General features: G+C 60.8%; 21 protein-coding genes. 11 read left to right on the top strand and 10 right to left on the bottom strand.

The window, feature by feature from the left end:
- Positions 1–100: 100 nt before the first annotated feature.
- A complete protein-coding gene (locus tag ACW9IB_RS22730) occupies positions 101–1,624 on the bottom strand; it encodes a fumarate hydratase (RefSeq protein ID WP_457366195.1) in 1,524 nt (507 codons plus the stop codon).
- 218 nt (positions 1,625–1,842) lie between these two features.
- On the opposite strand from ACW9IB_RS22730, the gene ACW9IB_RS22725 reads away from it, so the two are divergent.
- Entirely contained in the window at positions 1,843–2,775 is a 933-nt protein-coding gene (locus tag ACW9IB_RS22725) for an iron-sulfur-binding ferredoxin reductase (protein ID WP_457415613.1), read from the top strand.
- A gap of 30 nt (positions 2,776–2,805) precedes the next feature.
- Entirely contained in the window at positions 2,806–3,555 is a 750-nt protein-coding gene (locus tag ACW9IB_RS22720; RefSeq protein ID WP_457366197.1) for an enoyl-CoA hydratase, read from the top strand.
- A gap of 150 nt (positions 3,556–3,705) precedes the next feature.
- Here ACW9IB_RS22720 and pyk read toward each other — a convergent pair whose 3' ends face one another.
- Positions 3,706–5,157: a pyruvate kinase gene (gene pyk, locus ACW9IB_RS22715; RefSeq protein ID WP_457366198.1), complete on the bottom strand. Its 1,452-nt coding sequence runs from the start codon at positions 5,155–5,157 to the stop codon at positions 3,706–3,708.
- Between the two features lie 175 nt (positions 5,158–5,332).
- Between pyk and ACW9IB_RS22710 the strand changes: the two genes are divergently transcribed.
- Positions 5,333–5,707, top strand: a complete 375-nt coding sequence (locus tag ACW9IB_RS22710; protein ID WP_426216239.1) for a tetratricopeptide repeat protein — start codon at positions 5,333–5,335, stop codon at positions 5,705–5,707.
- Between the two features lie 224 nt (positions 5,708–5,931).
- Positions 5,932–6,291, top strand: a complete 360-nt coding sequence (locus ACW9IB_RS22705) for a PilZ domain-containing protein (protein ID WP_457415612.1) — start codon at positions 5,932–5,934, stop codon at positions 6,289–6,291.
- Positions 6,292–6,306: 15 nt separating this feature from the next.
- Here ACW9IB_RS22705 and ACW9IB_RS22700 read toward each other — a convergent pair whose 3' ends face one another.
- Genes ACW9IB_RS22700 through ACW9IB_RS22675 form a run of 6 tightly spaced genes read right to left on the bottom strand, consistent with a single transcriptional unit; the run spans position 6,307 to position 12,977 of the window.
- On the bottom strand, positions 6,307–7,638 hold the full coding sequence (locus ACW9IB_RS22700) for a DUF58 domain-containing protein (RefSeq protein ID WP_457415611.1): 1,332 nt from the start codon (positions 7,636–7,638) through the stop codon (positions 6,307–6,309).
- A 7-nt stretch (positions 7,639–7,645) separates the two neighbouring features.
- The gene (locus ACW9IB_RS22695) at positions 7,646–8,641 is read right to left on the bottom strand and encodes an AAA family ATPase (RefSeq protein ID WP_457366201.1); all 996 of its coding nucleotides are present in this window, start codon (positions 8,639–8,641) and stop codon (positions 7,646–7,648) included.
- On the bottom strand, positions 8,638–9,795 hold the full coding sequence (locus ACW9IB_RS22690; RefSeq protein WP_457415610.1) for a DUF4350 domain-containing protein: 1,158 nt from the start codon (positions 9,793–9,795) through the stop codon (positions 8,638–8,640). The genes ACW9IB_RS22695 and ACW9IB_RS22690 overlap by 4 nt, the downstream gene beginning before the upstream one ends.
- On the bottom strand, positions 9,792–11,321 hold the full coding sequence (locus ACW9IB_RS22685; RefSeq protein ID WP_457415609.1) for a DUF4129 domain-containing protein: 1,530 nt from the start codon (positions 11,319–11,321) through the stop codon (positions 9,792–9,794). The genes ACW9IB_RS22690 and ACW9IB_RS22685 overlap by 4 nt, the downstream gene beginning before the upstream one ends.
- Positions 11,308–12,288 carry a stage II sporulation protein M gene (locus tag ACW9IB_RS22680; RefSeq protein ID WP_457415608.1) on the bottom strand — a complete coding sequence of 327 codons (981 nt, stop codon included), beginning with the start codon at positions 12,286–12,288 and terminating at the stop codon, positions 11,308–11,310. The genes ACW9IB_RS22685 and ACW9IB_RS22680 overlap by 14 nt, the downstream gene beginning before the upstream one ends.
- A complete protein-coding gene (locus tag ACW9IB_RS22675) occupies positions 12,285–12,977 on the bottom strand; it encodes an RDD family protein (protein ID WP_457366205.1) in 693 nt (230 codons plus the stop codon). The genes ACW9IB_RS22680 and ACW9IB_RS22675 overlap by 4 nt, the downstream gene beginning before the upstream one ends.
- Before the next feature lie 167 nt (positions 12,978–13,144).
- On the opposite strand from ACW9IB_RS22675, the gene sbcB reads away from it, so the two are divergent.
- Entirely contained in the window at positions 13,145–14,572 is a 1,428-nt protein-coding gene (gene sbcB, locus ACW9IB_RS22670) for an exodeoxyribonuclease I (protein ID WP_457415607.1), read from the top strand.
- A 90-nt stretch (positions 14,573–14,662) separates the two neighbouring features.
- Here sbcB and mvaT read toward each other — a convergent pair whose 3' ends face one another.
- A complete protein-coding gene (gene mvaT, locus ACW9IB_RS22665; protein ID WP_016970296.1) occupies positions 14,663–15,037 on the bottom strand; it encodes a histone-like nucleoid-structuring protein MvaT in 375 nt (124 codons plus the stop codon).
- Between the two features lie 348 nt (positions 15,038–15,385).
- Between mvaT and purU the strand changes: the two genes are divergently transcribed.
- The 3 genes from purU (at position 15,386) to ACW9IB_RS22650 (ending at position 18,242) form a co-directional block, all read left to right on the top strand.
- A complete protein-coding gene (purU, locus tag ACW9IB_RS22660) occupies positions 15,386–16,234 on the top strand; it encodes a formyltetrahydrofolate deformylase (RefSeq protein WP_457366207.1) in 849 nt (282 codons plus the stop codon).
- A gap of 82 nt (positions 16,235–16,316) precedes the next feature.
- The gene (locus ACW9IB_RS22655; RefSeq protein WP_457415606.1) at positions 16,317–16,487 is read left to right on the top strand and encodes a hypothetical protein; all 171 of its coding nucleotides are present in this window, start codon (positions 16,317–16,319) and stop codon (positions 16,485–16,487) included.
- A gap of 276 nt (positions 16,488–16,763) precedes the next feature.
- A complete protein-coding gene (locus ACW9IB_RS22650) occupies positions 16,764–18,242 on the top strand; it encodes a helicase HerA-like domain-containing protein (protein ID WP_457415620.1) in 1,479 nt (492 codons plus the stop codon).
- Between the two features lie 3 nt (positions 18,243–18,245).
- Here the strand turns inward: ACW9IB_RS22650 and ACW9IB_RS22645 are convergent, their stop codons facing one another.
- Positions 18,246–18,701, bottom strand: coding sequence for a DUF721 domain-containing protein (locus tag ACW9IB_RS22645; protein WP_457415605.1), 456 nt, complete (start codon positions 18,699–18,701; stop codon positions 18,246–18,248).
- Between the two features lie 307 nt (positions 18,702–19,008).
- Between ACW9IB_RS22645 and secA the strand changes: the two genes are divergently transcribed.
- From secA to ACW9IB_RS22630, 3 genes are all read left to right on the top strand, one after another.
- Positions 19,009–21,744, top strand: coding sequence for a preprotein translocase subunit SecA (gene secA / locus ACW9IB_RS22640; RefSeq protein WP_457366210.1), 2,736 nt, complete (start codon positions 19,009–19,011; stop codon positions 21,742–21,744).
- Positions 21,745–21,867: 123 nt separating this feature from the next.
- The gene (argJ, locus tag ACW9IB_RS22635) at positions 21,868–23,085 is read left to right on the top strand and encodes a bifunctional glutamate N-acetyltransferase/amino-acid acetyltransferase ArgJ (protein WP_457366211.1); all 1,218 of its coding nucleotides are present in this window, start codon (positions 21,868–21,870) and stop codon (positions 23,083–23,085) included.
- A gap of 19 nt (positions 23,086–23,104) precedes the next feature.
- Entirely contained in the window at positions 23,105–24,049 is a 945-nt protein-coding gene (locus ACW9IB_RS22630; RefSeq protein WP_457415604.1) for a Nudix family hydrolase, read from the top strand.
- Positions 24,050–24,135 lie beyond the last annotated feature (86 nt).

The following is a 24,135-nucleotide window of genomic DNA, read 5'->3' as shown; positions in this document are numbered from 1 at the left end:
TTGTGGGAGCGGGCTGCATCCGGCCTGACAAAAGTGTCAGGCATGAAAAAGGCGACTGGGCGGTGGAGCCGCAGTCGCCTTCATTCAAACGGTCAGGTGCTTACTGCACTTCTACCGCCAGGCTTTCACTGATCTTCTTCTGCCAGATGGCAGGACCGGTGATGTGCACCGATTCACCTTTGCTGTCCACCGCGACGGTGACCGGCATGTCCTTGACCTCGAACTCGTAGATCGCTTCCATCCCCAGTTCGGCGAACGCCAGCACTTTGGATTTCTTGATCGCTTGCGCCACCAGGTAGGCGGCGCCGCCGACGGCCATCAGGTACACCGCCTTGTTGTCCTTGATCGCGTCGATCGCAGTCGGGCCGCGCTCGGACTTGCCGATCATGCCCAGCAGGCCGGTTTGTTCGAGGATCTGGCGGGTGAACTTGTCCATCCGCGTGGCGGTGGTCGGACCGGCCGGGCCCACGACTTCGTCGCCAACCGGATCAACCGGGCCGACGTAGTAGATGAAGCGACCCTTGAGGTCCACCGGCAGGGTTTCGCCCTTGTTCAGCATCTCGACCATGCGCTTGTGCGCGGCGTCGCGACCGGTGAGCATCTTGCCGTTGAGCAGCACGGTTTCGCCCGGCTTCCAGCTCTGCACGTCTTCCGGGGTCAGGGTGTCGAGGTTGACGCGGCGGGCCGACGGGCCGGCTTCCCAGACGATCTCCGGGTAGGCGTCCAGCGGTGGCGCTTCCAGCGCTGCCGGGCCCGAGCCGTCGAGCACGAAGTGCGCGTGGCGCGTGGCGGCGCAGTTGGGGATCATGCACACCGGCAGGGAGGCGGCGTGGGTCGGGTAGTCCATGATCTTCACGTCGAGCACGGTGGTCAGGCCGCCCAGGCCCTGGGCGCCAATGCCCAACTGGTTGACCTTCTCGAACAGCTCCAGGCGCATCTCTTCGATGCGGTTCTGCGGGCCACGGGCTTTCAGCTCGTGGATGTCGATGGATTCCATCAACACTTCCTTGGCCATCACCGCGGCTTTCTCTGCGGTGCCGCCGATGCCGATACCCAGCATGCCCGGTGGGCACCAGCCGGCGCCCATGGTCGGAACGGTCTTCAGAACCCAGTCGACGATCGAGTCGGACGGGTTGAGCATGGCCATTTTCGACTTGTTTTCGGAACCGCCGCCCTTGGCCGCCACGTCCACTTCCACGGTGTTGCCCGGGACGATGGAGTAGTGGATGACCGCCGGGGTGTTGTCCTTGGTGTTCTTACGCGCGCCCGCCGGGTCGGCGAGGATGGAAGCACGCAGGACGTTTTCCGGCAGGTTGTAGGCGCGGCGCACGCCTTCGTTGATCATGTCGTCCAGGCCCATGGTGGCGCCGTCCCAACGCACGTCCATGCCCACGCGCACGAACACGGTGACGATACCGGTGTCCTGGCAGATCGGGCGATGGCCGGTGGCGCACATGCGCGAGTTGATCAGGATCTGGGCCATGGAGTCACGGGCTGCCGGCGATTCTTCGCGCAGGTAGGCCTCGTGCATCGCCTGGATGAAATCAACGGGGTGGTAGTAGGAAATGAATTGCAGGGCGTCGGCAACGCTCTGAATCAGGTCGTCTTGCTTGATCACGGTCATGAGTCGCGCTCCTCTATAAGGGAACATTCAATAAAGGTGGCTTCAGTGGGGTGCATCGGTCGGCTGAGGCCACCTTTCCAAGACACGCCGGTGTGGAGCTGGCGCGACGCTAAAAAGGCGCGGCAGTATAACCCGGCTCGGTGGCCGATACACCCGACTATGGTCAAACTCTGCCGGGCATGATTCCCTGTGCGCACCCTATGTGATTGAGACCTTATATGCCTGAACTGTATGTCGGTGAGCGCCACTGGTCGGTATCCGCCGGCAGCAACCTGTTGGACGCCTTGAACCAGGCGGGCGTGGCCGTGCCCTACAGTTGCCGCGCGGGCAGTTGCCATGCCTGCCTGGTGCGCTGCCGGGGCGATGTCATCGACAAGCAACCGGACGCCTTGAACCCGGACCGGCGTCAGGCAGGCTGGCGTCTCGCGTGTCAGTGTTCGGTGGCTGGCGAGGTGCAGGTCGAGGTGTTTGACCCGCTGAGCGATGGCTTGCCCGCACAGGTGCTGCGCGCCGACTGGCTCAATGCATCGGTGTTGCGCCTGCGTTTGCAGCCCGAACGCGGGTTTCGCTACCGCGCCGGGCAGCATGTGGTGCTGTGGGCGGGTAACGTGGCACGGCCTTATTCGCTGGCGAGTCTGCCCCAGGTCGACCCGTATCTGGAGTTTCACCTCGATTGTCGATTGCCGGGTGAATTCAGCGATGCCGCCCGTGCACTCAAGGCGGGTGACAGCCTGCGCCTGGGTGAATTGCGCGGTGGGGCCTTGCAATACGATCCCGACTGGCACGCGCGCCCGCTCTGGCTGATGGGCAGCGGTACCGGGCTTGCGCCGTTGTGGGGCGTATTGCGCGAAGCCTTGCGCCAGGAGCATCTGGGTACGATCCGGGTGATCCACCTGGCCCACGATGACAATGGGCATTACCTGGCCGAGCCACTGGCTGCATTGGCCGCCAGCCATGCCAACCTCAGTGTCGAGCTGTGGACCCAGGCTCAGTTGACCGAGGTTTTGGCGCAACTGCGGCTTGTTTCCCGGCAAACACTGGCTTTACTCTGCGGGCACCCTGCCAATGTCGAGGCCTTCTCCAAGCGCCTGTTCCTGGCGGGGCTGCCGCGTAACCAACTGCTGGCTGACGTGTTCCTGCCCCGTGGTTGAGCGCTGAATCTTTCCGCCGCGAGAGTTGCCATGACCGATGCCATCCAATCGTCGCGCGAACAAGGGCTGCTGATCCTGCAGCTCAATCGCCCAGACAAAAAAAACGCCCTGACCCGCGCCATGTACAGCCAGTTGGGCGACGCCCTGGAACAGGCGGATGCCGATGCGAGCATCAACGCGGTGCTGATCCAGGGCAGCGCGGAATGTTTTACCGCCGGGAACGACCTCGTCGATTTTCTCGAAGAGCCTCCCGCCAGCCTCGACAGCCCGGTCTTCAACTTCATGAAAAGCCTGCTCAACTGCCGAAAGCCGGTAATTGCAGGGGTGGCCGGGGTGGCGGTGGGCATCGGTACCACGTTGTTGCTGCATTGCGATCTGGTCTATGTCAGCCGGGATGCGCGTCTGCGCATGCCGTTCGTCAACCTGGGATTGTGCCCCGAGTTTGGCTCCAGCCTGATTCTTCCGCGATTGCTTGGGCACGCGAAGGCCGCCGAACTGTTGTTGCTGGGCGAAGGCTTTACCGGAGAGCAGGCGGCGGCCTGGGGCATTGCCACCGAGGCGCTCAGCAGTGGCGAGGCCGCACTGGCCAAGGCGCGCGAGGTTGCCGGGCGTTTCGAGACGCTGGCGACGGGGGCCGTGCAGGTCAGCAAGCACCTGATGAAAAGCGTCGACCGTGAACAGTTGCGGCAGGTGATCGAGGAGGAAGGCGCGCTGTTTATCCAGCGGTTGAAGTCACCGGAAGCGATTGCGGCGTTGTCGGCGTTTATCACCAAACGCTGATGACGCTATCGCAGGCAAGCCAGCTCCCACATCGGAATGCAGTTAACTGTGGGAACCGGGCTTGCCCGCGATGAGGCCGAACGGACAACATAAAATATTCAGGCATAAAAAAGCCCCGAACCAGTCGGGGCTTTCGCATCTAACGCTCACTCAGACCTGTGGGTCGCCCACGTGCAGGATCTTCATGCCGTTGGTGCCACCGGTGGTGTGGTAGCTGTCACCCTTGGTCAAAATGACCCAGTCGCCCTTCTCCACGACGCCGCGCTTGACCAGTTCGTCGATTGCCTTCTGGCTGACTTCGTTCGGCGCCAGCGAAGCCGGATCGAACGGAACGGTGTACACGCCACGGAACATTGCCGTGCGAGCCTGGGCTTCACGGTGTGGGGTGAATGCGTAGATCGGCACCGAAGAACGGATGCGTGACATGATCAACGGCGTGTAGCCACTTTCGGTCAGGGCGATGATCGCCTTCACGCCCGGGAAGTGGTTGGCGGTGTACATGGCCGCCAGGGCGATACTCTGGTCGCAGCTTTCGAACTCTTTGCCGATGCGGTGGCTGGAGGTCTTGCTGGTTGGGTGCTTTTCAGCGCCGAGGCAGATACGCGCCATGGCTTGCACCGCTTCCAGCGGGTACGGGCCGGCGGCACTTTCTGCCGAGAGCATCACGGCGTCGGTGTAGTCGAGCACGGCGTTGGCCACGTCGGACACTTCGGCACGGGTCGGCATCGGGTTCTGGATCATCGACTCCATCATCTGGGTCGCCACGATCACCGCTTTGTTGTGGCGGCGAGCGTGCAGGATGATCTTCTTCTGGATACCGATCAGCTCGGCATCGCCGATTTCCACGCCCAAGTCGCCACGGGCAACCATCACGGCGTCGGAAGCCTCAATCAGGTCGTCGAGGGTTTCGTCGTCGGCCACGGCTTCGGCGCGTTCGATCTTGGCGACCAGCCAAGCGGTACCGCCGGCTTCGTCGCGCAACTGACGGGCATATTTCATGTCAGCGGCGTCGCGCGGGAAGGACACCGCGAGGTAGTCCACTTCCATTTCGGCAGCGAGCTTGATGTCGGCCTTGTCTTTTTCAGTCAGGGCCGGTGCCGTCAGGCCGCCGCCACGACGGTTGATGCCTTTGTGGTCCGACAGCGGACCGCCGATGATCACGACGCAGTTCAGTTCGGTCTCGGTCGCGGTCTCGACGCGCATGACCACGCGGCCGTCATCCAGCAGCAGTTCGTCACCGACACCGCAGTCCTTGACCAGGTCCGGGTAGTCGATACCCACGACTTGCTGGTTGCCTTCGGTCAGCGGGTGGCTGGTGGAGAAGGTGAATTTGTCACCGATTTTCAGCTCGATCCGCTTGTTGGCGAATTTGGCGATACGAATCTTGGGGCCTTGCAGGTCACCCAGCAGTGCAACGAAGCGACCGTGCTTGGCAGCCAGGTCACGCACCAGTTTGGCGCGAGCCTTGTGCTCGTCCGGGGTGCCGTGGGAGAAGTTCAGACGGGCGACGTCCAAACCAGCCAGAATCAGCTGTTCGAGGACTTCCGGCGAGTTACTGGCCGGGCCAAGGGTGGCGACGATTTTGGTACGACGGACGGACATGCACAGACTCCTGAGTTCAAGCGCTGGGGAAGGCTACTATGCTCTTTCGTTGTAGTCATTGTTCGTTTGCACTACTTATCGACGATTCGCTTGTTTTTGCTTCGGATGAATCCATGAACAACCTTGAAGATTTTCGACTAGGGGTCGATACACTGCTCAAGACAGGAGAACCCTCATGCGAATTTTGCTCATTGCTGCCCTGGCCGTCAGTGTCGTCGGCTGTACCCGCTGGTCGATGGACCATCATTTGAACAACGCGTATCGCGCCTACAAGGTAGGTGATTGCGAACGCGTCACCCTGGAGTTGTCCCAGGTCGACCGTGAGAGCCGCACCCGGCGCTATGTGCAACCGGAGGTCTCGATGTTGCGCGGGCAGTGCCTGGAGCGGCAGAAATTGTTTGTCGATGCGGTTCAGACCTACCAGTTCATCATCAATCAGTACCCTTCGAGCGAGTATGCCTACCGTGCCCGTGCAAGGCTCGATACCCTGCAGCAACTGGGGCATTACCCCGGTGCAAGCGTGGCCCAGCCGCGTCCGGCGCCATTGTAATGATGTTTGTCATTTCATAGCTGGCCTGCTGCCAGTCTTGGGCTATTCTTCGGAGACTGGTTTGTACAAGATTCCGTATAACCCAAGGCAAGACCCGGATTCGGCAGTTGTAAGGTGACAAAAGTGGTCGGTTGTCACACCGAGATCCAGGGAGAGCGAGGTGTAGTACTCGTTCCGAATCACTGGCACGGCCACGAACATGGCCACTGGATGGCGATCTCACCATGTTTACCGAACGACGGATCGAGCGGCATCAGCTGCCTTGTTTTCTGCAAGTGTTCAACCGCCTGACTGACAAACCCATCGGGTTTCTGGGCAATGCGTCCGAGGATGGACTCATGTTGATCAGCCAGTTGCCCATGATGGTGGATGTGGATTTCGAGTTGCGGTTGAAGGTACCCGGCCCTCAAGACACCCTTCATGCCATCGACCTGACGGCAACCTGCCTGTGGAGCCATGAAGACATCAACCCGCAGCATTACGATTCCGGGTTCAGCGTACTTGAGGCATCCGAAGAGTACGGGCAGCTCATCACTGCCTTGGTGCAGTATTTCAGCTTCGATCCCTTGCAGGCATCCGCTTAGAAGCGGGCGCCTGGGTTACAGCACGCCCGCTTTTTTCCAGCCCAGGTAGCGTGTTACCAGCGCGGGGCCCAATGCAGAAGGCAGAATGTCCAAGACCGACAGACCTTGTGCTACCAGGCGTTCATGCAGTTCGTTGCGTGTGTTGAGGTAGTCGACGGTGCCGCTGTAGGCGAGGGCTTCAGTTAACGTCTGTACGGGCGCGTTGCGCAACTGGTCCAATACTTCTTCCCGCAGGCTGGCCACCAGTACCCGATGCTGACGGCTGATGCGCTTGACCGCTGTCATGAACGCTTCGTCATCCTCATCCCGCAGGTTGGTCACCATGATCACCAGCGAGCGGCGTTTTTGCCGGGCCAGTAACTGGCTGGCGGCTGCTGGGTAATCGGCGGTGCGTCGCGTGGTGTCCAGGTCATATACCGCGTTGAGCAGCCGGTTCAACTGACCGCTGCCCTTGACGGGCGCCAGGTAGCGAGGCTGATCTGCGGCGAAGGTGCAGAGCCCGACTGCATCGCCCTGGCGCAAGGCGACATAACTGAGCAGCAGGCAGGCATTGAGCGCATGGTCGAAGTGAGCCAGTTCGTCATCCTGGCTGCGCATGCGGCGGCCACAATCGAGCATGAATACGATCTGCTGGTCGCGCTCATCCTGATACTCCCGGGCTATCGGCGTGCGTTGCCGTGCGGTTGCCTTCCAGTCGATCTGACGCAGGCTGTCGCCCTCGCGGAACTCGCGCAATTGATGGAATTCCTGCCCCAGTCCCCGCCGCTGACGCTGGCGAACCCCCAGTTGGCTCAACCAGTTATTCACATCCAACAGTTGTGCGCCGTACAGCCGTGCGAAATCGGGGTAGACGCGTGTGGCGTCCTGGGTGTCGATAAAGCGACGTGCTGACCAGAGCCCCAGGGGGCTGGGCAGGTAGATTTCGCACCGATTGAAACTGAAGTGCCCCCGTCGCAGCGGGCGTAACCGGTATCCCAGTTCGCTGCGCTCGCCAGGGCGGAGCTCGATGGACTGGGGCATGTTCTCTGCGCTCAGGCCATCTGGCACATGATCGAATAGCTGTGCTTTCAAGGGCTGCGGGTAATCGTGTTCCAGCGTCAGGCGTACCTCGCCCCAGCGTCCCAGTGCCAGGCTGCCAGGCATCTGTCGGTACACCCGTGGGGACGGGCGACGACGCAATCGCAAGGCGTCCAGCAGTGCCAGCAGCAACAGTGCGAGGAACAAGCCCCAGAGTATGGCGTGCAGGGTGTCGGGCACCTTGACTTGCAAGGCTGTTGCGGTGCCCAGCACAAGGCTCAGGCCCAGTAGTATGCCCAGCCAGATCAACAGCAGACGAGTGGGCTTCATGGACGCGTCATTGCCGGGGTGCCGGAATCTGGTCGAGCATCTGTGTGAGCACCTGGTCCACCTCCAGACCGTCGATGTCCAGTTCGGGAGCGATGCGCACTCTATGGCGCAAGACCGCCAGGGCACAGCCCTTGATATCGTCCGGCGTGACAAACTCACCGCCGCGCAACAAGGCCCGTGCCCGCGCGCCACGGACCAGAGCAATCGAGGCGCGGGGGCCGGCCCCGATGGTCAGCCCTGGCCAGCTTCGAGTAGCTCGCGCCAGGCGCACGGCATAATCGAGTACCTGCTCGTCGAGGGCCAGACCACTGGCGATCTGCTGTAGCTGCAGCACATCTTCGGCCGTCAGTACGGTGCGCAGAGGCTGTACATCCAGCATGTCGGCGCGGGACGAGCGCGTCACTTCGCGCACCATATCCAGCTCTTGCCGGGCGTCGGGGTAATCCATGCGGACCTTGAGCATGAAGCGGTCCAGCTCGGCCTCGGGCAGCGGGTATGTGCCTTCCTGTTCGATGGGGTTCTGGGTCGCCAGCACCATGAAGGGCTGACCAATGGGCAGTGCCTCGCCTTCAAGGGTGACCTGGCGTTCCTGCATGGCCTCGAGCAGCGCGGCCTGTGTCTTGGCCGGCGCGCGGTTGATTTCGTCGGCCAGCAGCAGGTGGGTGAAGAGTGGGCCTTTGCGCAACTTGAACTGTTCGGTGTGCAGGTCGTACACGGCATGGCCGGTGACATCGCTGGGCATCAGGTCGGGCGTGAACTGGATGCGCGCGAAGTCGCCGCCGAAGCAGCGGGCCAGGGCGCGGACCAGCAAGGTTTTGCCCAGCCCGGGGACGCCTTCGAGCAACACATGGCCGCCGGCGATCAGTGCGGTGAGTACATCGTCGATCACCGGGTCCTGGCCTATCACGGCCTTGCGCAATTCGACCCGCAGGGCCTGGGCTTGCTGGCTGGCGTGTAGCAGGGTTGCGTCGGGCACGGGGGGAGTGGCCGGAAATTCGCTCATAGGGCGTTCCTGAGGGTTTGCAGGCATGCCACCTGACGGCTGAAGTCGGCACTGGAAAGCCGTTTCACCGGGAGTGGGCCGAGGGCCTGGCTGATGGCGTGGGAGGGTTGGCGCGTCAGGTGTTCAAGGGCCTGCCACTGTTCTGTTGTGTCGAGATGTTCAAAGCCTGGGTGGCGATGCCTGGCGGCACGCAGCACATCGCGCTGCAAGGCCAGCAGAAGGGTGCCCTGGCCGCTGCGTCGCAGCAGGAAGTCGGCGCTGGCTTTCAGATGTTCCTGCAATTGTCGGCGAGCCCTTGGCGCAGGTGCCTGGATTGGGCCCTGACGCATGCCCGCGTGCCAAAGCGCCAGGGCAATTAATGCCGCCAACGCTGTCAGTGCCTGGGGAAAGTAGCGCAACAGCAGCGTGAACAAATCGTCTACGTCTGTGTTGAACAGCAACGTGACATCGGTGCCCTGGTTCAGGTACCACAGCAGCCAGGCGTTGTCGTGCCGACCGATGGCAGGGGTTTTCCATAGGTCGCTGTCGGTCACCACTGTGACACGACCTTGTCCGAGGTTGAGCTGCATCAGGTGGCTGGATTTGGCGCTGTTGGCGGAAAACTGTGCGAGATGCCTCGGGTCGATGAGGTTGAAGTCGGTGTCAAAGCTGAAATAGGCAGGCGCGGTTTCATTGTCCACGTAGAGCTTGGTGAGGTCCGGTGCTTTTTTCTTGCGCGGCAGGGCGGGTTCGTCAAACTCCTCGCTGAAGGCTTGATGCAGTTGCAGGCGGTCGAGCAGCAGGTCGCCACTTTTACCGGTTTCTTCATCCCACAGGGCCTCGGCCACGATCAGCAGGTGCCCCCCGGATTTCACCCAGGCCAGCAGTTGCTCCACTTGCCTTGGCGCCATGCTGCTGCGTTCACCCAAGAGCAGCAGGCTGTTGCCCTGAGCTGGCAGGCTGGCCAGTCGCTCGAGGTTATTGGCATGTTCAATCGCCAGGCCTTGTTGGCGCAGGAAGTGTTCTGCCGCCAGATAAGGGTTGGTCAAGGCTTCCGGGGAGGGGCCACGATCGACGACTTCGTCATAAGGGATTGCGTGGTGCCAAAGGTAAAAACCTCCCGCTCCCAGCACGCCTGCCAGCAATAACCCGAGCCACAGCCACCACCGGTTCATTGGGCGTCCCCCGGGCTGAATAGCGCACGCCATTCATTGCACAGTTTTTCCCGAGCCGAGACCGGCGGGAGGCGGTGGCCGTAGGCAAGGTTCTGCCAGTGTTGCGTCAGTTCATCGCTGAAGGTCAGCAGTTGCGGTTTATGCAAGTGGTGAATGTGCTCCAGCACCTGTCCTTCGGTGTCGGCGTTTTTCAGCGGCAGATTGAAGTCGTGCAGCAACCGGTTCAGCAGACCGCGATACAGCAGGCCAAGGGCTTCCCGTGGTTGGCTGACCCACAGTTGCTCTGCGGTGCCGGCGATGTCTTCGGGCAAGGTTTCGGTGCCCAACTCAAGGCCGAACAATTGCGTGGGGATCGCTCGGGAAACCTTCGTTTTGCGAGGCCTGCGTTTGCTGACGAACGTGCGCAGCCAATCACGGTAGCGCCACACCAACAGCGCCACGGCAGCAGCCAGCAAGCTCCATAGCAACACCTCCAGGCCTTGGGCGAAGTGCTTGAAAGTATTGCTGTTGAAGTTGTCCAGCAATGTTTGTAGCCAGGCCGGCAGCTTGCCGTCCCTGTGGGATGTATTCCTGTCGGCGGTTTTTTCTTCGCCAAAGCGGTAGCGGGTGACCGTCTCGGGATTTTTGAAGGGCGGCTGCTCCAGCAGCGACTTGATCGATTGGCTCGCCGACTGGGTACTTACGGGTTTGGCGGGCGTTGGGGCATCTGCCAGGGCGGGACGATGGACGGGCAGCAGGCACAATCCGATCACCAGGGCCACCAGCGGTGCCACAGTACTCAGGCGTTGGCGCAGGCGACGGAACACCAACTCCAGGTCCCAGGCCTCCAGTACCGTACGGCGGTTGAGGTACAGGCTGAAACCGCAGGCTACGTAGATCGGTTCCCAGAACACCAGGATCAGGGCATAGAAAAAATTGCCCAGGTGCTCCAGCCACAGTCCTTCCGAGCTTGTCGCCGTTGCCAGCCGTTGCCAGTCCCAGTCCAGTTCGACTTGTTGAGGAATGAATAGATAGAAGAGCGCCATGCAGCCGAACCAGAGACCGATTTCGAGGTGCACCCCCAGGGTGGTCAGCCAGCGGGCCGCGCCGGCATTGCGTTGTTGCAGGACGCCCAGGCGTTGTTGACGTGCCTGGCCATCCAGACCTTCGAGCTGACTGACCGGCATCAGGAAGCTGCGGCTCAGGCTGAATCTGCGCCAGGTCAGGCTGGCCAGCAGTTGGCCCTTGAGCAGTCGTGGCCACTGGCGGACGGCTTGCCTGCCAGTGGGTGTTTCGCCAAACAGGGCTTTGGACAGTATGTACAGCGGCAACCGATCGAATGCCGGCTTGAGCCACCAGAACAGGAACATGGCGGTGGACGGGTAATCCCACAGCAGCACCGTGAGCAGTGCAAACACGGGCAGGGTGATCAGTGCCCAACTGCTCATCAGCAGTGCGCGATGCTCACCGGCCATGAGCACGCCAAGGTCCATGGCTTCCCAGGCGGTGCGGGGGCGGATCGCTACGCTGGCATCACTCAGGCGCATGGTGAGTCCGCCCGGCAAGTGTCAAGTAGGCGATCACGCTGGTCCAGAGCGTTGCACCGACCAGGTATTTGATCCAGGGGGCGATCACGGTGGTGGAGGACCAGTAGGCCTCGATAAAGGCTGCGATCAGCAGGAACAGCATTACGCCACAGAGCATCTGCACGCTTTTGCGCGCAGCCAGACGCAGGGATTCGCCGCGTGTCAGTTGACCGGGCGCGATCAGCGACCATCCCAGTTGCAAGCCTGCCGCCCCCGCCAGGACGATGGCCGTGAGTTCGAAGGCGCCATGGCCAATGACAAATGACCAGAAGGTCTGGCCATAGCCGATTTCGGTGAGGTGGCCTGAAATTGCACCAATGATCATGCCGTTGAAGAACAGGAAGAACACGCTGCCAAGGCCGAACAGCAAGCCGGCGGCAAAGGTCTGGAAGGCGATGCCGATGTTGTGCATCACGTAGTAGCCGAACATCATCCAGTCCTCGCTGGAGGCGCGTTCGGCGGCTCGCCCCAGACGGCTTGCTTCGGGGTTGTACATGTCCTGCATCTCGGCCACCTGTTGGGGGCCGACGATGCTGTAAATGAGGTCGGGGAACAGGTAGACCAGCAGGGCAATCCCCAGCAGGCTGCCCAGGAACAACAGGCCGGCGACCAGGACGAAACGCCATTCCTCACGTACCAGTCGGGGGAAACCGGCCAGCAAAAATCCCAGCGCATTGGCTGAAAGCTGGCTGCGATGTCGATACAGCTGTTGATGCCCGCGCAAGGCCAATTGCTGCAGCGGGTCCACCAGGTAGCTGCTGTAGCCGCGCTCCTGGGCCAGGGCCAGGTGTTGGCAAAGACGTCGGTACTGATAGGGGAAGTTGCCCATGTCGGCTGTCTTGGTCTTGCCTTGTTCCAGGGCTTTCAGGCTGTCCTCGAATGCCTGCCATTGGGGTTGGTGACGGCTTTCGAAAAGGCTCTGCTTCATGTTGGCCCCAGCAGGCCGCGGGCCACGCCATTCAATTGTTCGGTGGCGCGAGCCGGAGATACCTGCAGAGGTGTTGCCAGGATGGACGCCAGTTCGTGAACCCGTTCCGGGGAGAGTTCGCCCTGGCGTTCGGCGAAGCCAAGAATGGCCCGCTGCTCAGTCAGGTCCAGGGCAAACGGCAGGCGCAGTGCCATGCCTTGCGGCACTTTGGGGCGGTTGAGGGGCTGTTCACGGTAGATCACCAGCGTGCCAGCAGCGAGGTCACCCAGCCGTTTGAAGTGTGGGTGTTGCAGGCAACTGATCGCACCCAGGAAGTAGCCGAAGGGCAGCATGTCGACAAAACGCAGCAGATTACGGATCAGGGAAGCGGACCAGCCGATAGGTGTGCCATCGTCATGTATCACGCGTAATCCCATGACCTGCTTGCCCGGGGTGTGGCCCTGATTGAGCACTTCAAACAGCACCATGTACCACCAACTGACCAGGAACAACAGCAATGAGCCCAGTCCGATGCCAATGTTGCCGAGCAGGGACAGCGGCAGCAGCATGACGCCCATGATAATCCCGCGGATGCCCAGGTCGAAGGCAAAGGCCAGTGAGCGTGGCAGCAGGCCTGCCGGGCGCAATGGCAGGTCGATACCCTCCGGGGTCTCGATCTGGTAGCGGGTGTCCAGGGGAGCTGATGGCATCGCGATCCTTGGCAGTGCAAAGCGGTTTGGAGACACGGATGCTAGCAGTGTCGACGGTGGAAGCAACCACTCAAGGTTTTACTGGATGTTTGTACAGTGCAGGTATCGCTGGCCCTGGAGGCTGTCCAGCACCTAGACTTTGCGGATCTTCAGTACAGGAATAGCCCGTGACCACTCTTTTCTGGTACGACTATGAAACCACCGGCATCAGCCCGCGCAGCGATCGTCCGCTTCAGGTCGCCGGCATTCGTACCGACCTTGAACTCAATGAGGTCGGGCCGCCGGTCAATCTTTATTGTCTGCCCAGTGATGACATCCTGCCTCATCCGGCGGCCTGTGCGATAACCGGGATTACTCCAGGGATACTGGCCGAAAAGGGGTTGGCCGAGGCCGACTTCATGACCCGCGTGCATGCCGAATTGGCCGCGCCGGGCACGTGTGGCGCCGGCTACAACACATTGCGATTTGACGATGAAGTGACGCGCTACAGCCTCTATCGCAATTTTTTCGACCCGTACGCGCGGGAGTGGCAGGGCGGCAACAGCCGTTGGGATTTGATCGATGTGGTGCGCACGGCTTATGCGTTGCGGCCAGAGGGCATTGTCTGGCCCGAGCAGGAGGGGCGAGTCACGCTCAAGCTGGAGCGTCTGACGCACGCCAACGGTATCGATCATGGCCAGGCGCACGATGCCTTGTCGGACGTACGCGCCACTATTGCTCTGGCGCGGCTGATTCGCGAGAAACAGCCCAGGCTCTACGACTGGCTGTTTCAGTTGCGCAGCAAACAGCGGGTCATGGACCAGGTGCGATTGCTGCAACCCATGGTGCATATCTCCGGACGGTTTTCCGCCGAGCGTCATTATCTGGGGGTCGTACTGCCGTTGGCCTGGCACCCGCGCAATCGCAATGCGTTGATCGTCTGCGACCTGGGCCTGGATCCCCGGGGGCTGCTGGAACTGGATGCCGATACGCTGCGCCGCCGTCTTTATACCCGTCGCGATGACCTCGCCGAAGGCGAGTTGCCTGTACCGCTCAAGCTGGTGCATATCAACCGCTGCCCGGTGGTTGCGCCATTGAGCGTGCTGCGGGCTGAAGATCGTGAGCGCCTGCAACTGGATATGGCGATTTGTCAGGAGCGCACGCTGCGACTAACTGACGCACAGAAAGTTTGGGGCGAAAAGTTGGCGGCGATTTATGCCGAGGAGGATTTTGCACCGAGCGCAGATCCGGAGCAGCAGCTCTACGATGGTTTTATTGGTGATCGAGATCGCCGCTTATGTGAGCAAGTACGGAGCGCAGAGCCTGCACAATTAGCCCATCAGCAATGGCCGTTTGATGATCATCGTTTGCCTGAATTGCTGTTTCGCTACCGTGCTCGCAACTTTCCCGGCACCTTGAGCGAGGAAGAACAAGAGCGCTGGCGGCTTTTTTGCCAGCAACGTTTGTCGACCCCTGAATGGGGGGCACCGAACACCCTTGGAGCATTTAAGCAGGCGCGGCAGGAGTTGCTCGGTAGTGCTACACCGTTTCAGCGTCAGGTATTGGATCAATGGCAGGAGTATGCAGATTCTTTGGCGCTTCGCCTGGGACTGTAATCGAGTAACCGAGAGTATTCGGAAAATAAAAAAACGCCAGCAAGCTGGCGTTTTTTATTAGGGCGGACTCAAGTGCAAGCTCTGTTGTGCTTAGCCCAGCAGGGTAGCCCAGCCTTCCACCACGTCGCCGCCCCACTTGGCTTTCCACTCTTTCAGGGTTTTGTGATTGCCACCTTTGGTTTCAATCACTTCGCCGTTGTGCGGGTTTTTGTATTGCTTGACCTTGCGAGCACGTTTGGTGCCGGTAGTTTTTACAGCGCCACGCGGTGCTTTAACTTTCGACTCCGGATCCAGCAGCGCAATGATATCGCGCAGGGATTTGGAGTACTCACCCATCAGGGCGCGCAGTTTGCCTTCGAATTCCAGCTCGGTTTGCAGTTTGTCGTCTTGGGACAGGTTCTTCAAACGGGCTTGCAGCTCTTTGATCGCTTCTTCGGTGGCACGGTATTCGTTGATCAGAGACATGTGGATATACCTTGTGTAAAGCGCTGATTGGCAGGGAAGTGGCCTAATAATAGTCAGGCAATTTCTGCAAGTAAACATGTAAGAGTGTATTTATGTGAATTGCTTTGATTGTTTTGGAAATGCCCTGCAATCGAATTAATTAGTAGGTCGTATGCCCGAAGATAATTTTCTTAAACCCTGGGATATTGCTCGAGTCACTGCGGGCGCTTCATATAGTGGTGGTAAAACCTTACGCTATTAAGGGGCGTAGCCAGGTCGAGACACCAGAATAAGCGCCAAGGAATACTGCAGTTTTTCTGCGTAATCGCTAGAATGGCCGCCTTTGCGAAGTTCTGGAGTTTTCCCCTAATGCGCACTTTTCGGCTGGTGATCGCTTGCCCGGACCGGGTTGGCATCGTTGCCAAAGTCAGTAACTTTCTGGCCGCCCACAATGGCTGGATCACCGAGGCGAGCCATCACTCGGACAATCTCAGCGGTTGGTTCTTCATGCGTCACGAAATTCGTGCCGATTCGCTGCCCTTCGGTCTTGAGGCCTTCCGCGAGGCCTTCGCGCCGATTGCCGAAGAGTTTTCGATGACCTGGCAGATCACCGACACCGAGCAGAAAAAACGCGTGGTGTTGATGGCCAGCCGTGAATCCCATTGCCTGGCCGACCTGTTGCACCGCTGGCACAGTGATGAACTGGACTGCGAGATCGCTTGCGTGATCTCCAACCACGACGACCTGCGCAGCATGGTCGAATGGCACGGCATTCCGTACTACCACGTACCGGTCAATCCTCAGGACAAGGAGCCGGCCTTCGCCGAAGTCTCGCGGCTGGTCAAGCAGCACGCAGCCGATGTGGTGGTGCTGGCGCGCTACATGCAAATCCTGCCGCCGGAACTGTGCCGTGAATACGCCGGCAAGGTGATCAATATCCACCACAGCTTCCTGCCGTCGTTCGTGGGCGCCAAGCCTTACCATCAAGCCTCTCTGCGCGGTGTGAAGCTGATTGGTGCAACTTGCCACTATGTGACCGAAGAGCTGGATGCCGGTCCGATCATCGAGCAGGACGTGGTACGCGTCAGCCACAGCGACAGTATCGAAGACATGGTGCGTTTTGGCCGTGATGTCGAGAAGATGGTCCTGGCCCGTGGCCTGCGTTACCACCTGGAAGACCGCGTGCTGGTGCACGGCAACAAGACCGTCGTGTTCTGATCGGCGGTTTTGATTGAAGAACACAGGGCCTGGGCGTTAAATCGTCCCAGGCCCTTTTTCTTTGCCCCCAGAGGACTGATCGATGAGTGATCCATTGGACAAAGCCACCTCAAAGGCCCCGGTGACGTTGGGAGAGGGCTGTTTGAGCCGATTCGATCCGGACGAGCTGGACAGTGAGGATGGCACCGATTTTCCCGGTGCCGCCGAGTTGTGGGAACGGGAGCAGCGCAAGCGTAAGACTGAAGAAGAATGACAGCCCGCCGACGAGTGAGCGGCGGGCTGCTGGATCAGATGCGGAAACTGCCCACCAATTGTTTCAGGCGTGCGGCCTGGTGTTCCAGGTCGGTGCAGGCTCGCAGGGTGGCTTGCAACGCCTTGATCACCGTTTCGCTGTTCAACGCTTCGACTTGACTGCTGGCAGCGCAGATTTTTGTTCAACGCCTGTAGCGTCCGCTAAGGTCTTTATATCCAAGGCGCGATCTTGTGGAAGCGCGCCAATTCGCACTAAAGATTAACCATGGGTGACGAAATGCCTGACTCCACGCAACTCCTTATCGGTGCCGACCTTGGCGGTCAGCCCATCGGCCAGTCCATGCGCCTGGCCAACCGTCACGGGCTCATCGCGGGCGCCACGGGCACGGGCAAGACCGTTACGTTGCAGCGTCTGGCCGAGGCCTTCAGCGATGCAGGCGTTGCGGTATTCGCAGCAGATATCAAGGGCGACCTGTGCGGCCTCGGTGCGGCGGCCACGCCCCAGGGCAAGGTGGCTGAGCGCATCGCCGGAATGCCTTTCCTGAACTACACGGCCAAGGCTTATCCCGTCACGTTGTGGGATGTGCACGGGCAGTCCGGTCATCCCTTGCGCACCACCCTCAGCGAAATGGGGCCGTTGTTGCTCGGCAGTCTGCTGGAACTGACTGACAGCCAGCAGTCGGCCCTGTACGCCGCCTTTAAAGTGGCAGACCGCGAAGGCCTCTTGTTGCTGGACCTCAAGGACCTCAAGGCACTGCTCAACCACTTGCGCTATCACCCGGAGTTGCTGGGTGAAGATGCTGCGCTAATGACCACCGGCTCCAGTCAGGCGCTGTTGCGGCGCCTGGCGGTGCTGGAGCAGCAGGGCGCCGAAGCCCTGTTCGGCGAACCGGCCCTGCAGCTTGAAGATATTCTGCACCCCGCCGCCGACGGTCGCGGGCGCATTCACTTGCTGGATGCCAGCCGCCTGGTGCATGAAGCGCCCAAGGTGTATGCAACGTTTCTGTTATGGCTGCTGGCGGAGTTGTTCGAGCAATTGCCTGAGCGGGGCGATGCTGACAAGCCGCTGCTGGCATTGTTCTTCGATGAAGCTCACTTGTTGTTTGCCGATACGCCCAAGGCGTTGCAAGACCGTTTGGAACAGGTGGTGCGCTTGATTCGTTCCAAAGGCGTCGGCGTGTATTTCGTCACCCAGTCCCCGGGCGACTTGCCTGACACCGTGCTGGCGCAGCTGGGGTTGCGGATCCAGCATGGTTTGCGGGCGTTCACCGCCAAAGAGCAGAAGTCCTTGAAGGCAGTGGCGGATGGTTTTCGGCCCAACCCCGAATTTGATGCCTTGTCGGTGCTGACCGAGCTGGGGACGGGTGAGGCGCTGGTGGGCACCTTGCAGGAAAAGGGCACGCCGGAGGTGGTACGGCGCGTGCTGGTGGCGCCGCCGCGATCGCGAATCGGGCCGCTCAGTGATGCCGAGCGTGCGGCGCTGGTCGCCAGTTCGCCCTTGCAGGGGCGTTACGACAAACCGATCGACCGGGAGTCGGCCTACGAAGTGTTGATGGCACGCAAGGAATTGGGGCCGACCGAGGAGGCCAAGCCGGCCGGCGAGGAGCCGAGCTTTACCGACAAGGCTGGCGCCTTCCTGGGCACCACCGCCGGCAAGGCGCTGAAATCGGCGATGCAACAGGCCGCCAATCAGATGGGGCGGCAACTGGTGCGTGGCTTGCTGGGCTCGTTGCTGGGTGGCAGCAAGCGCAAATAACGCTCAGGGTTTGGGCTTGGCGTGGGCGGCCAGCCGCTCCAGCGCCGCGCGCAAACGCGGATCACTGATGCCGCTGGCGGTTTCCTGCAGGGTTTCGGCGGCGTTCGTGGACAGGTCCGGCGCGTGCCCGGCCGGCACCGGCGGGTTCGTGGGGGGCTGTACGCGGAACTGGATGCGCCGCAGGTTGGCGAACTCATCGAACACCATCAGCTGGCGCAGCAGGCGTTTTTGCTGATAGCGCAGGCGGGTCGCCCAATGACCGTCGGTGACGATCAACAGCAAGTCACCTTCGCGCAAAGAGGCCACATGGCAGTGTTCCCGGGCAGCGGGTTGCAGTTGGCTGTCAAGCAGGCGTTGCAGGCGGCCCAGGCGTTGGGCATGTCCGAAAATGGCTTTTAACGGTCTGGCTTCGCGAAGCAACACGGCGGGTGCGCGGGCTGTGATAGGGCGAAATGCCATTGTTGGACACCTTAAGTAACAGAGCTGCCATCTTAGCAGAAAGCGCTCGTATTCCCCGTTGGGACACGTCCCGACAGGACTTTGCCGGTGAAATCAATCGGTAACTTCTGCGCCGCATGGGTTGAAGTTCCGGCAAAAGCCCTTATTTTAAACAAGCCCTCTCACAGCACCATGCCAGCATCGGGGAACAACGCCACTTTCCTCACCCACGAATCCGGGTAGAATGCGCGTTCGCATGCGGCCGTGAGGGCTGCTCGGGCCACTGACGGTGCGCCCTCCATCCCTATGTGTGGAAGAACCTGCCGATATGTTTGCGCCTTTGTTAAAGAAACTTTTTGGAAGCAAGAATGAGCGCGAAGTCAAACGCATGCTCAAGACGGTGCAGCTGGTCAATGGCCTCGAAGAGCAGATGGTTGCTCTGTCGGATGAGCAATTGCGCGCCAAGACCCAAGAGTTCAAGGCCCGCATAGCCAAAGGTGAAACCCTCGACAAGCTGCTGCCCGAAGCCTTTGCGGTTGCCCGTGAAGCCGGCAAGCGTGTCATGGGCATGCGCCACTTCGACGTCCAGTTGATCGGCGGCATGACCTTGCATGAAGGCATGATTGCCGAAATGCGTACCGGTGAAGGCAAGACCCTGGTGGCGACCCTGGGTGTTTACCTCAACGCACTGTCCGGCAAGGGCGTGCACGTGGTGACGGTGAACGACTACCTGGCCCGCCGTGACGCCAACTGGATGCGCCCGCTCTATGAATACCTCGGCCTGACCGTCGGTGTGGTGACGCCATTCCAGCCGCCCGAAGAGAAGCGCGCCGCCTACGCCGCCGACATCACCTACGGCACCAACAACGAATTCGGTTTCGACTACCTGCGCGACAACATGGCGTTCAGCATGGAAGAAAAATTCCAGCGCGAACTCAACTTTGCCGTGATCGACGAAGTCGACTCCATCCTGATCGACGAAGCCCGTACTCCGTTGATCATCTCCGGCCAGGCCGAAGACAGCTCGCGCCTGTACACCGAAATCAACAAGCTGATCCCGCGCCTGACCCAGCACGTCGAGGAAGTGGAAGGCGTGGTGACCAAAGAAGGTCACTTCACCATCGACGAGAAGACCCGTCAGGTCGAGCTCAACGAGTCGGGCCACCAGTACGTCGAAGACATGCTGACCCAGATCGGCTTGCTCGCAGAAGGCGAAAGCCTGTACTCGGCGCACAACCTGGGCCTGCTGACCCACGTGTATGCCGGCCTGCGCGCCCACAAGCTGTTCCACCGCAACGTCGAGTACATCGTCCAGGACGGCCAGGTCGTGCTGGTCGACGAACACACCGGTCGTACCATGCCGGGTCGCCGTCTGTCCGAAGGCCTGCACCAGGCCATCGAAGCCAAGGAAAACCTCAACATCCAGGCCGAAAGCCAGACGTTGGCGTCCACCACCTTCCAGAACTACTTCCGTCTGTACAACAAGCTGTCCGGCATGACCGGTACGGCGGACACCGAAGCGTTCGAGTTCCATCAGATCTACAACCTGGCCGTGATGGTCATTCCGCCGAACAAGCCGTTGGCGCGTAAAGACTTCAACGACCTGGTATTCCTGACCGCCGAAGAGAAATACGCGGCGATCATCAACGACATTAAAGAAGGCATGGCCCAGGGGCGTCCGATCCTGGTGGGTACCGCCACCATCGAGACCTCCGAGCACGTATCGAACCTGCTCAACAAGGAAGGTATCGAGCACAAGGTCCTCAACGCCAAGTTCCACGAAAAAGAAGCCGAGATCATCGCCCAGGCCGGTCGCCCAGGCGCGCTGACCATCGCCACCAACATGGCCGGTCGTGGTACCGACATTCTGTTGGGCGGTAACTGGGAAGTGGAAGTGGCCTCCCTGGAAAGCCCGACCCCCGAGCAGATCGCCCAGATCAAGGCTGACTGGCAGAAGCGCCACCAAGCCGTGCTGGAATCCGGTGGCTTGCAGGTGATCGCGTCTGAACGTCACGAGTCGCGCCGTATCGACAACCAGTTGCGTGGTCGTGCCGGTCGTCAGGGTGATGCCGGTTCGAGCCGCTTCTACCTGTCCCTGGAAGACAGCCTGATGCGCATCTTCGCCTCGGACCGGGTGAAGAACTTCATGAAGGCCCTGGGCATGCAGTCCGGCGAGGCGATCGAGCACCGCATGGTGACCAACGCCATCGAGAAGGCCCAGCGCAAGGTTGAAGGCCGCAACTTCGACATCCGCAAACAATTGCTCGAGTTCGATGACGTCAACAACGAACAGCGTAAAGTGATCTATCACATGCGTAACACGTTGCTGGCTGCCACCAACATTGGCGAAACCATTGAAGACTTCCGTCAGGATGTATTGAGCGCCACCGTCAGCGCGCACATTCCGCCGCAGTCCCTGCCTGAACAGTGGGATATTGCCGGCCTGGAAGCGTCGTTGAAGAGCGACTTCGGCGTCGACTTGCCGGTTCAGCAATGGCTGGACGAAGACGACCACCTGTACGAAGAAACCCTGCGCGAAAAACTGCTGGCCGCCCTGCTGGTCGCGTACAACGAGAAAGAAGAGCAGGCGAGCGCCGAAGCGCTGCGCACCTTCGAGAAGCAAATCGTACTGCGTGTGCTGGACGATCTGTGGAAAGACCATCTGTCGACCATGGACCACCTGCGTCACGGTATCCACTTGCGTGGCTATGCCCAGAAGAACCCGAAGCAGGAGTACAAGCGCGAGTCGTTCACGCTGTTCTCCGAATTGCTGGACTCGATCAAGCGCGATTCGATTCGCGTGCTGTCCCACGTCCAGGTGCGTCGCGAAGACCCGGCCGAGGAAGAAGCCCGTTTGCGTCAAGAGGCCGAGGCGCTGGCCGCGCGCATGCAGTTCCAGCATGACGAAGCCCCGGGCCTCGAGCAGCCGGAAGTGTTGGGCGAAGAGGTCGACGTGGCCCTGGCCCAAACTCCGGTGCGCAACGATCAGAAGCTGGGCCGCAACGAACTGTGCTGGTGCGGTTCGGGCAAGAAGTTCAAACACTGCCACGGCGAAATCAACTAAGATTTTTGCCTGACACTGCAATACCTTGCGCCGCGACTGGCCTTTGCCGTCGCGGCGTTTTGCCATTAATTTCACCGTCGAGTACGACGGCACAGACATCACCACATTTTAAGGAGCGCATTCATGGCTGTTGGTCTTGGTCCTTTGCCCACATTGCACCCGGTTGCCGGTTTTGAACTCGGTATCGCTTCGGCCGGCATCAAGCGTCCGGGGCGAAAGGACGTGGTGGTGATGCGCTGTGCCGAAGGTTCGACCGTTGCCGGTGTGTTCACCCTCAACGCCTTTTGCGCTGCGCCGGTGATCCTGGCCAAGCAGCGTGTGGCCGGCAACATCCGTTACCTGCTGACCAACACCGGCAACGCCAACGCCGGTACTGGCGAGCCTGGCCTGGTGGCCGCCGCGCGCACCTGCGCCAAGCTGGCCCAACTGGCCGGTGTGGATGCCAGCCAGGTGCTGCCGTACTCCACCGGTGTGATCGGTGAGCCGCTGCCGGTGGAAAAGATCGAAGGTGCGCTGCAAGCCGCGCTGGACGACCTGTCTGTGGATAACTGGGCGGCCGCGGCCACCGGCATCATGACCACCGACACCCTGCCGAAAGGTGCGAGCCGCCAGTTCGTGCACGACGGCGTGACCGTCACCGTCACCGGTATCAGCAAGGGAGCGGGCATGATCCGTCCGAACATGGCCACCATGCTCGGTTACATCGCCACTGACGCCAAGGTCTCTCGCGACGTGCTGCACAGCCTGATCCTGGACGGCGCCAACAAGTCGTTCAACCGCATCACCATCGACGGCGATACATCGACCAACGATTGCTGCATGCTGATCGCCACCGGCCAGGCCAACCTGCCGGAAATCACCGAGGCCAGCGGCCCGCTGTTCGCCGCATTGAAGCAGGCGGTGTTCGAAGTGTGCATGGACGTGGCCCAGGCCATCGTGCGTGACGGTGAAGGTGCCACCAAGTTCGTCACTGTTGAAGTCAATGGCGGCGGTAACCATCAGGAATGCCTGGACGTGGGCTACACCGTGGCGCATTCGCCGCTGATCAAGACCGCGCTGTTCGCCTCCGACCCGAACTGGGGGCGCATTCTTGCCGCCGTGGGGCGTGCCGGTGTGCCGGATCTGGATGTGAGCAAGATCGACGTGTTCCTCAGCGGTGTATGCATTGCCAGCCGCGGCGCTCGTGCCGAGACTTACACCGAAGCCCAGGGATCGGCGGTGATGCAGCAGGAAGAGATCACCATCCGTATCGAGCTGGGTCGCGGCGATTGCAGCGAAACCATCTGGACCACCGACCTGTCCCACGAGTACGTGAAGATCAATGCGGAATACCGCACCTGATAGCCAGAGGGAAAATGCGGTGAAGCGAGTGCATGTAGCAGCAGCGGTGATTCGGAGCGTCGACGGCAGGATTCTGCTCGCGCGCCGCGCCGATACCCAGCACCAGGGCGGCCTCTGGGAGTTTCCCGGGGGCAAGGTGGAGGCGGATGAGTCGGTCTCTGCCGCGCTGTCCCGCGAGTTGCAGGAGGAGCTGGGTATCCAGGTCACCACCGCGCGACCGTTGATCAAGGTTCAGCACGACTACCCGGACAAACAGGTGTTGCTGGATGTCTGGGAAGTCTCGTCGTTCACCGGCGAACCCCATGGTGCCGAAGGGCAGCCGCTGGAATGGGTGGCCCCTCGGGACCTGCTCGACTATGAGTTCCCGGCGGCGAATGCGCCGATTGTGGCTGCGGCACGTTTGCCGGCTGAATACCTGATCACTCCGGGAGAGCTGGAAACCCCGACGCTGTTGCGTGGTATCCAGAAAGCCATCGCCGGCGGAATCAAGTTGGTCCAGCTGCGTGCGCCCAACGGTTACGACCCCAAGTACCGTGATCTGGCGGTGGACGCGGTGGGCTTGTGTGCCGGCAAGGCGCAACTGATGCTCAAGGGGCCGTTCGAATGGCTGGGTGATTTTCCTTCCGCCGGCTGGCACATGACCTCGGCGCAACTGCGCAAGTATGCGAGCAAGGGTCGCCCGTTCGGCAAGGACCGCTGGTTGGTGGCGTCTTGCCATAACGCCGAAGAGCTGGCACTGGCCGAGCAGATGGATGTGGATTTTGTCACGCTGTCGCCGGTGCAGCCGACCCAGACGCATCCCGATGGGCAACCGCTGGGTTGGGAACAGGCGGCGCAGTTAATCAGTGGGTTCAGCAAGCCGGTGTTCCTGCTGGGCGGGGTAGGACCGGCTGAGCGTGAGCAGGCTTGGGAAGCCGGGGCTCAGGGGGTGGCAGGCATTCGGGCGTTCTGGCCTGAGGCTTGATGGCGTTCTGACGGGCCTCATCGCAGGCAAGCCAGCTCCCACATTTGATTTGTGAATACATTCAAGTGTGGGAGCTGGCTTGCCTG

Source organism: Pseudomonas sp. SDO524_S393, from assembly GCF_054071875.1.
Note: the sequence above shows the minus strand (reverse complement) of the source record. Positions and strands in the feature narration are given on the sequence as shown.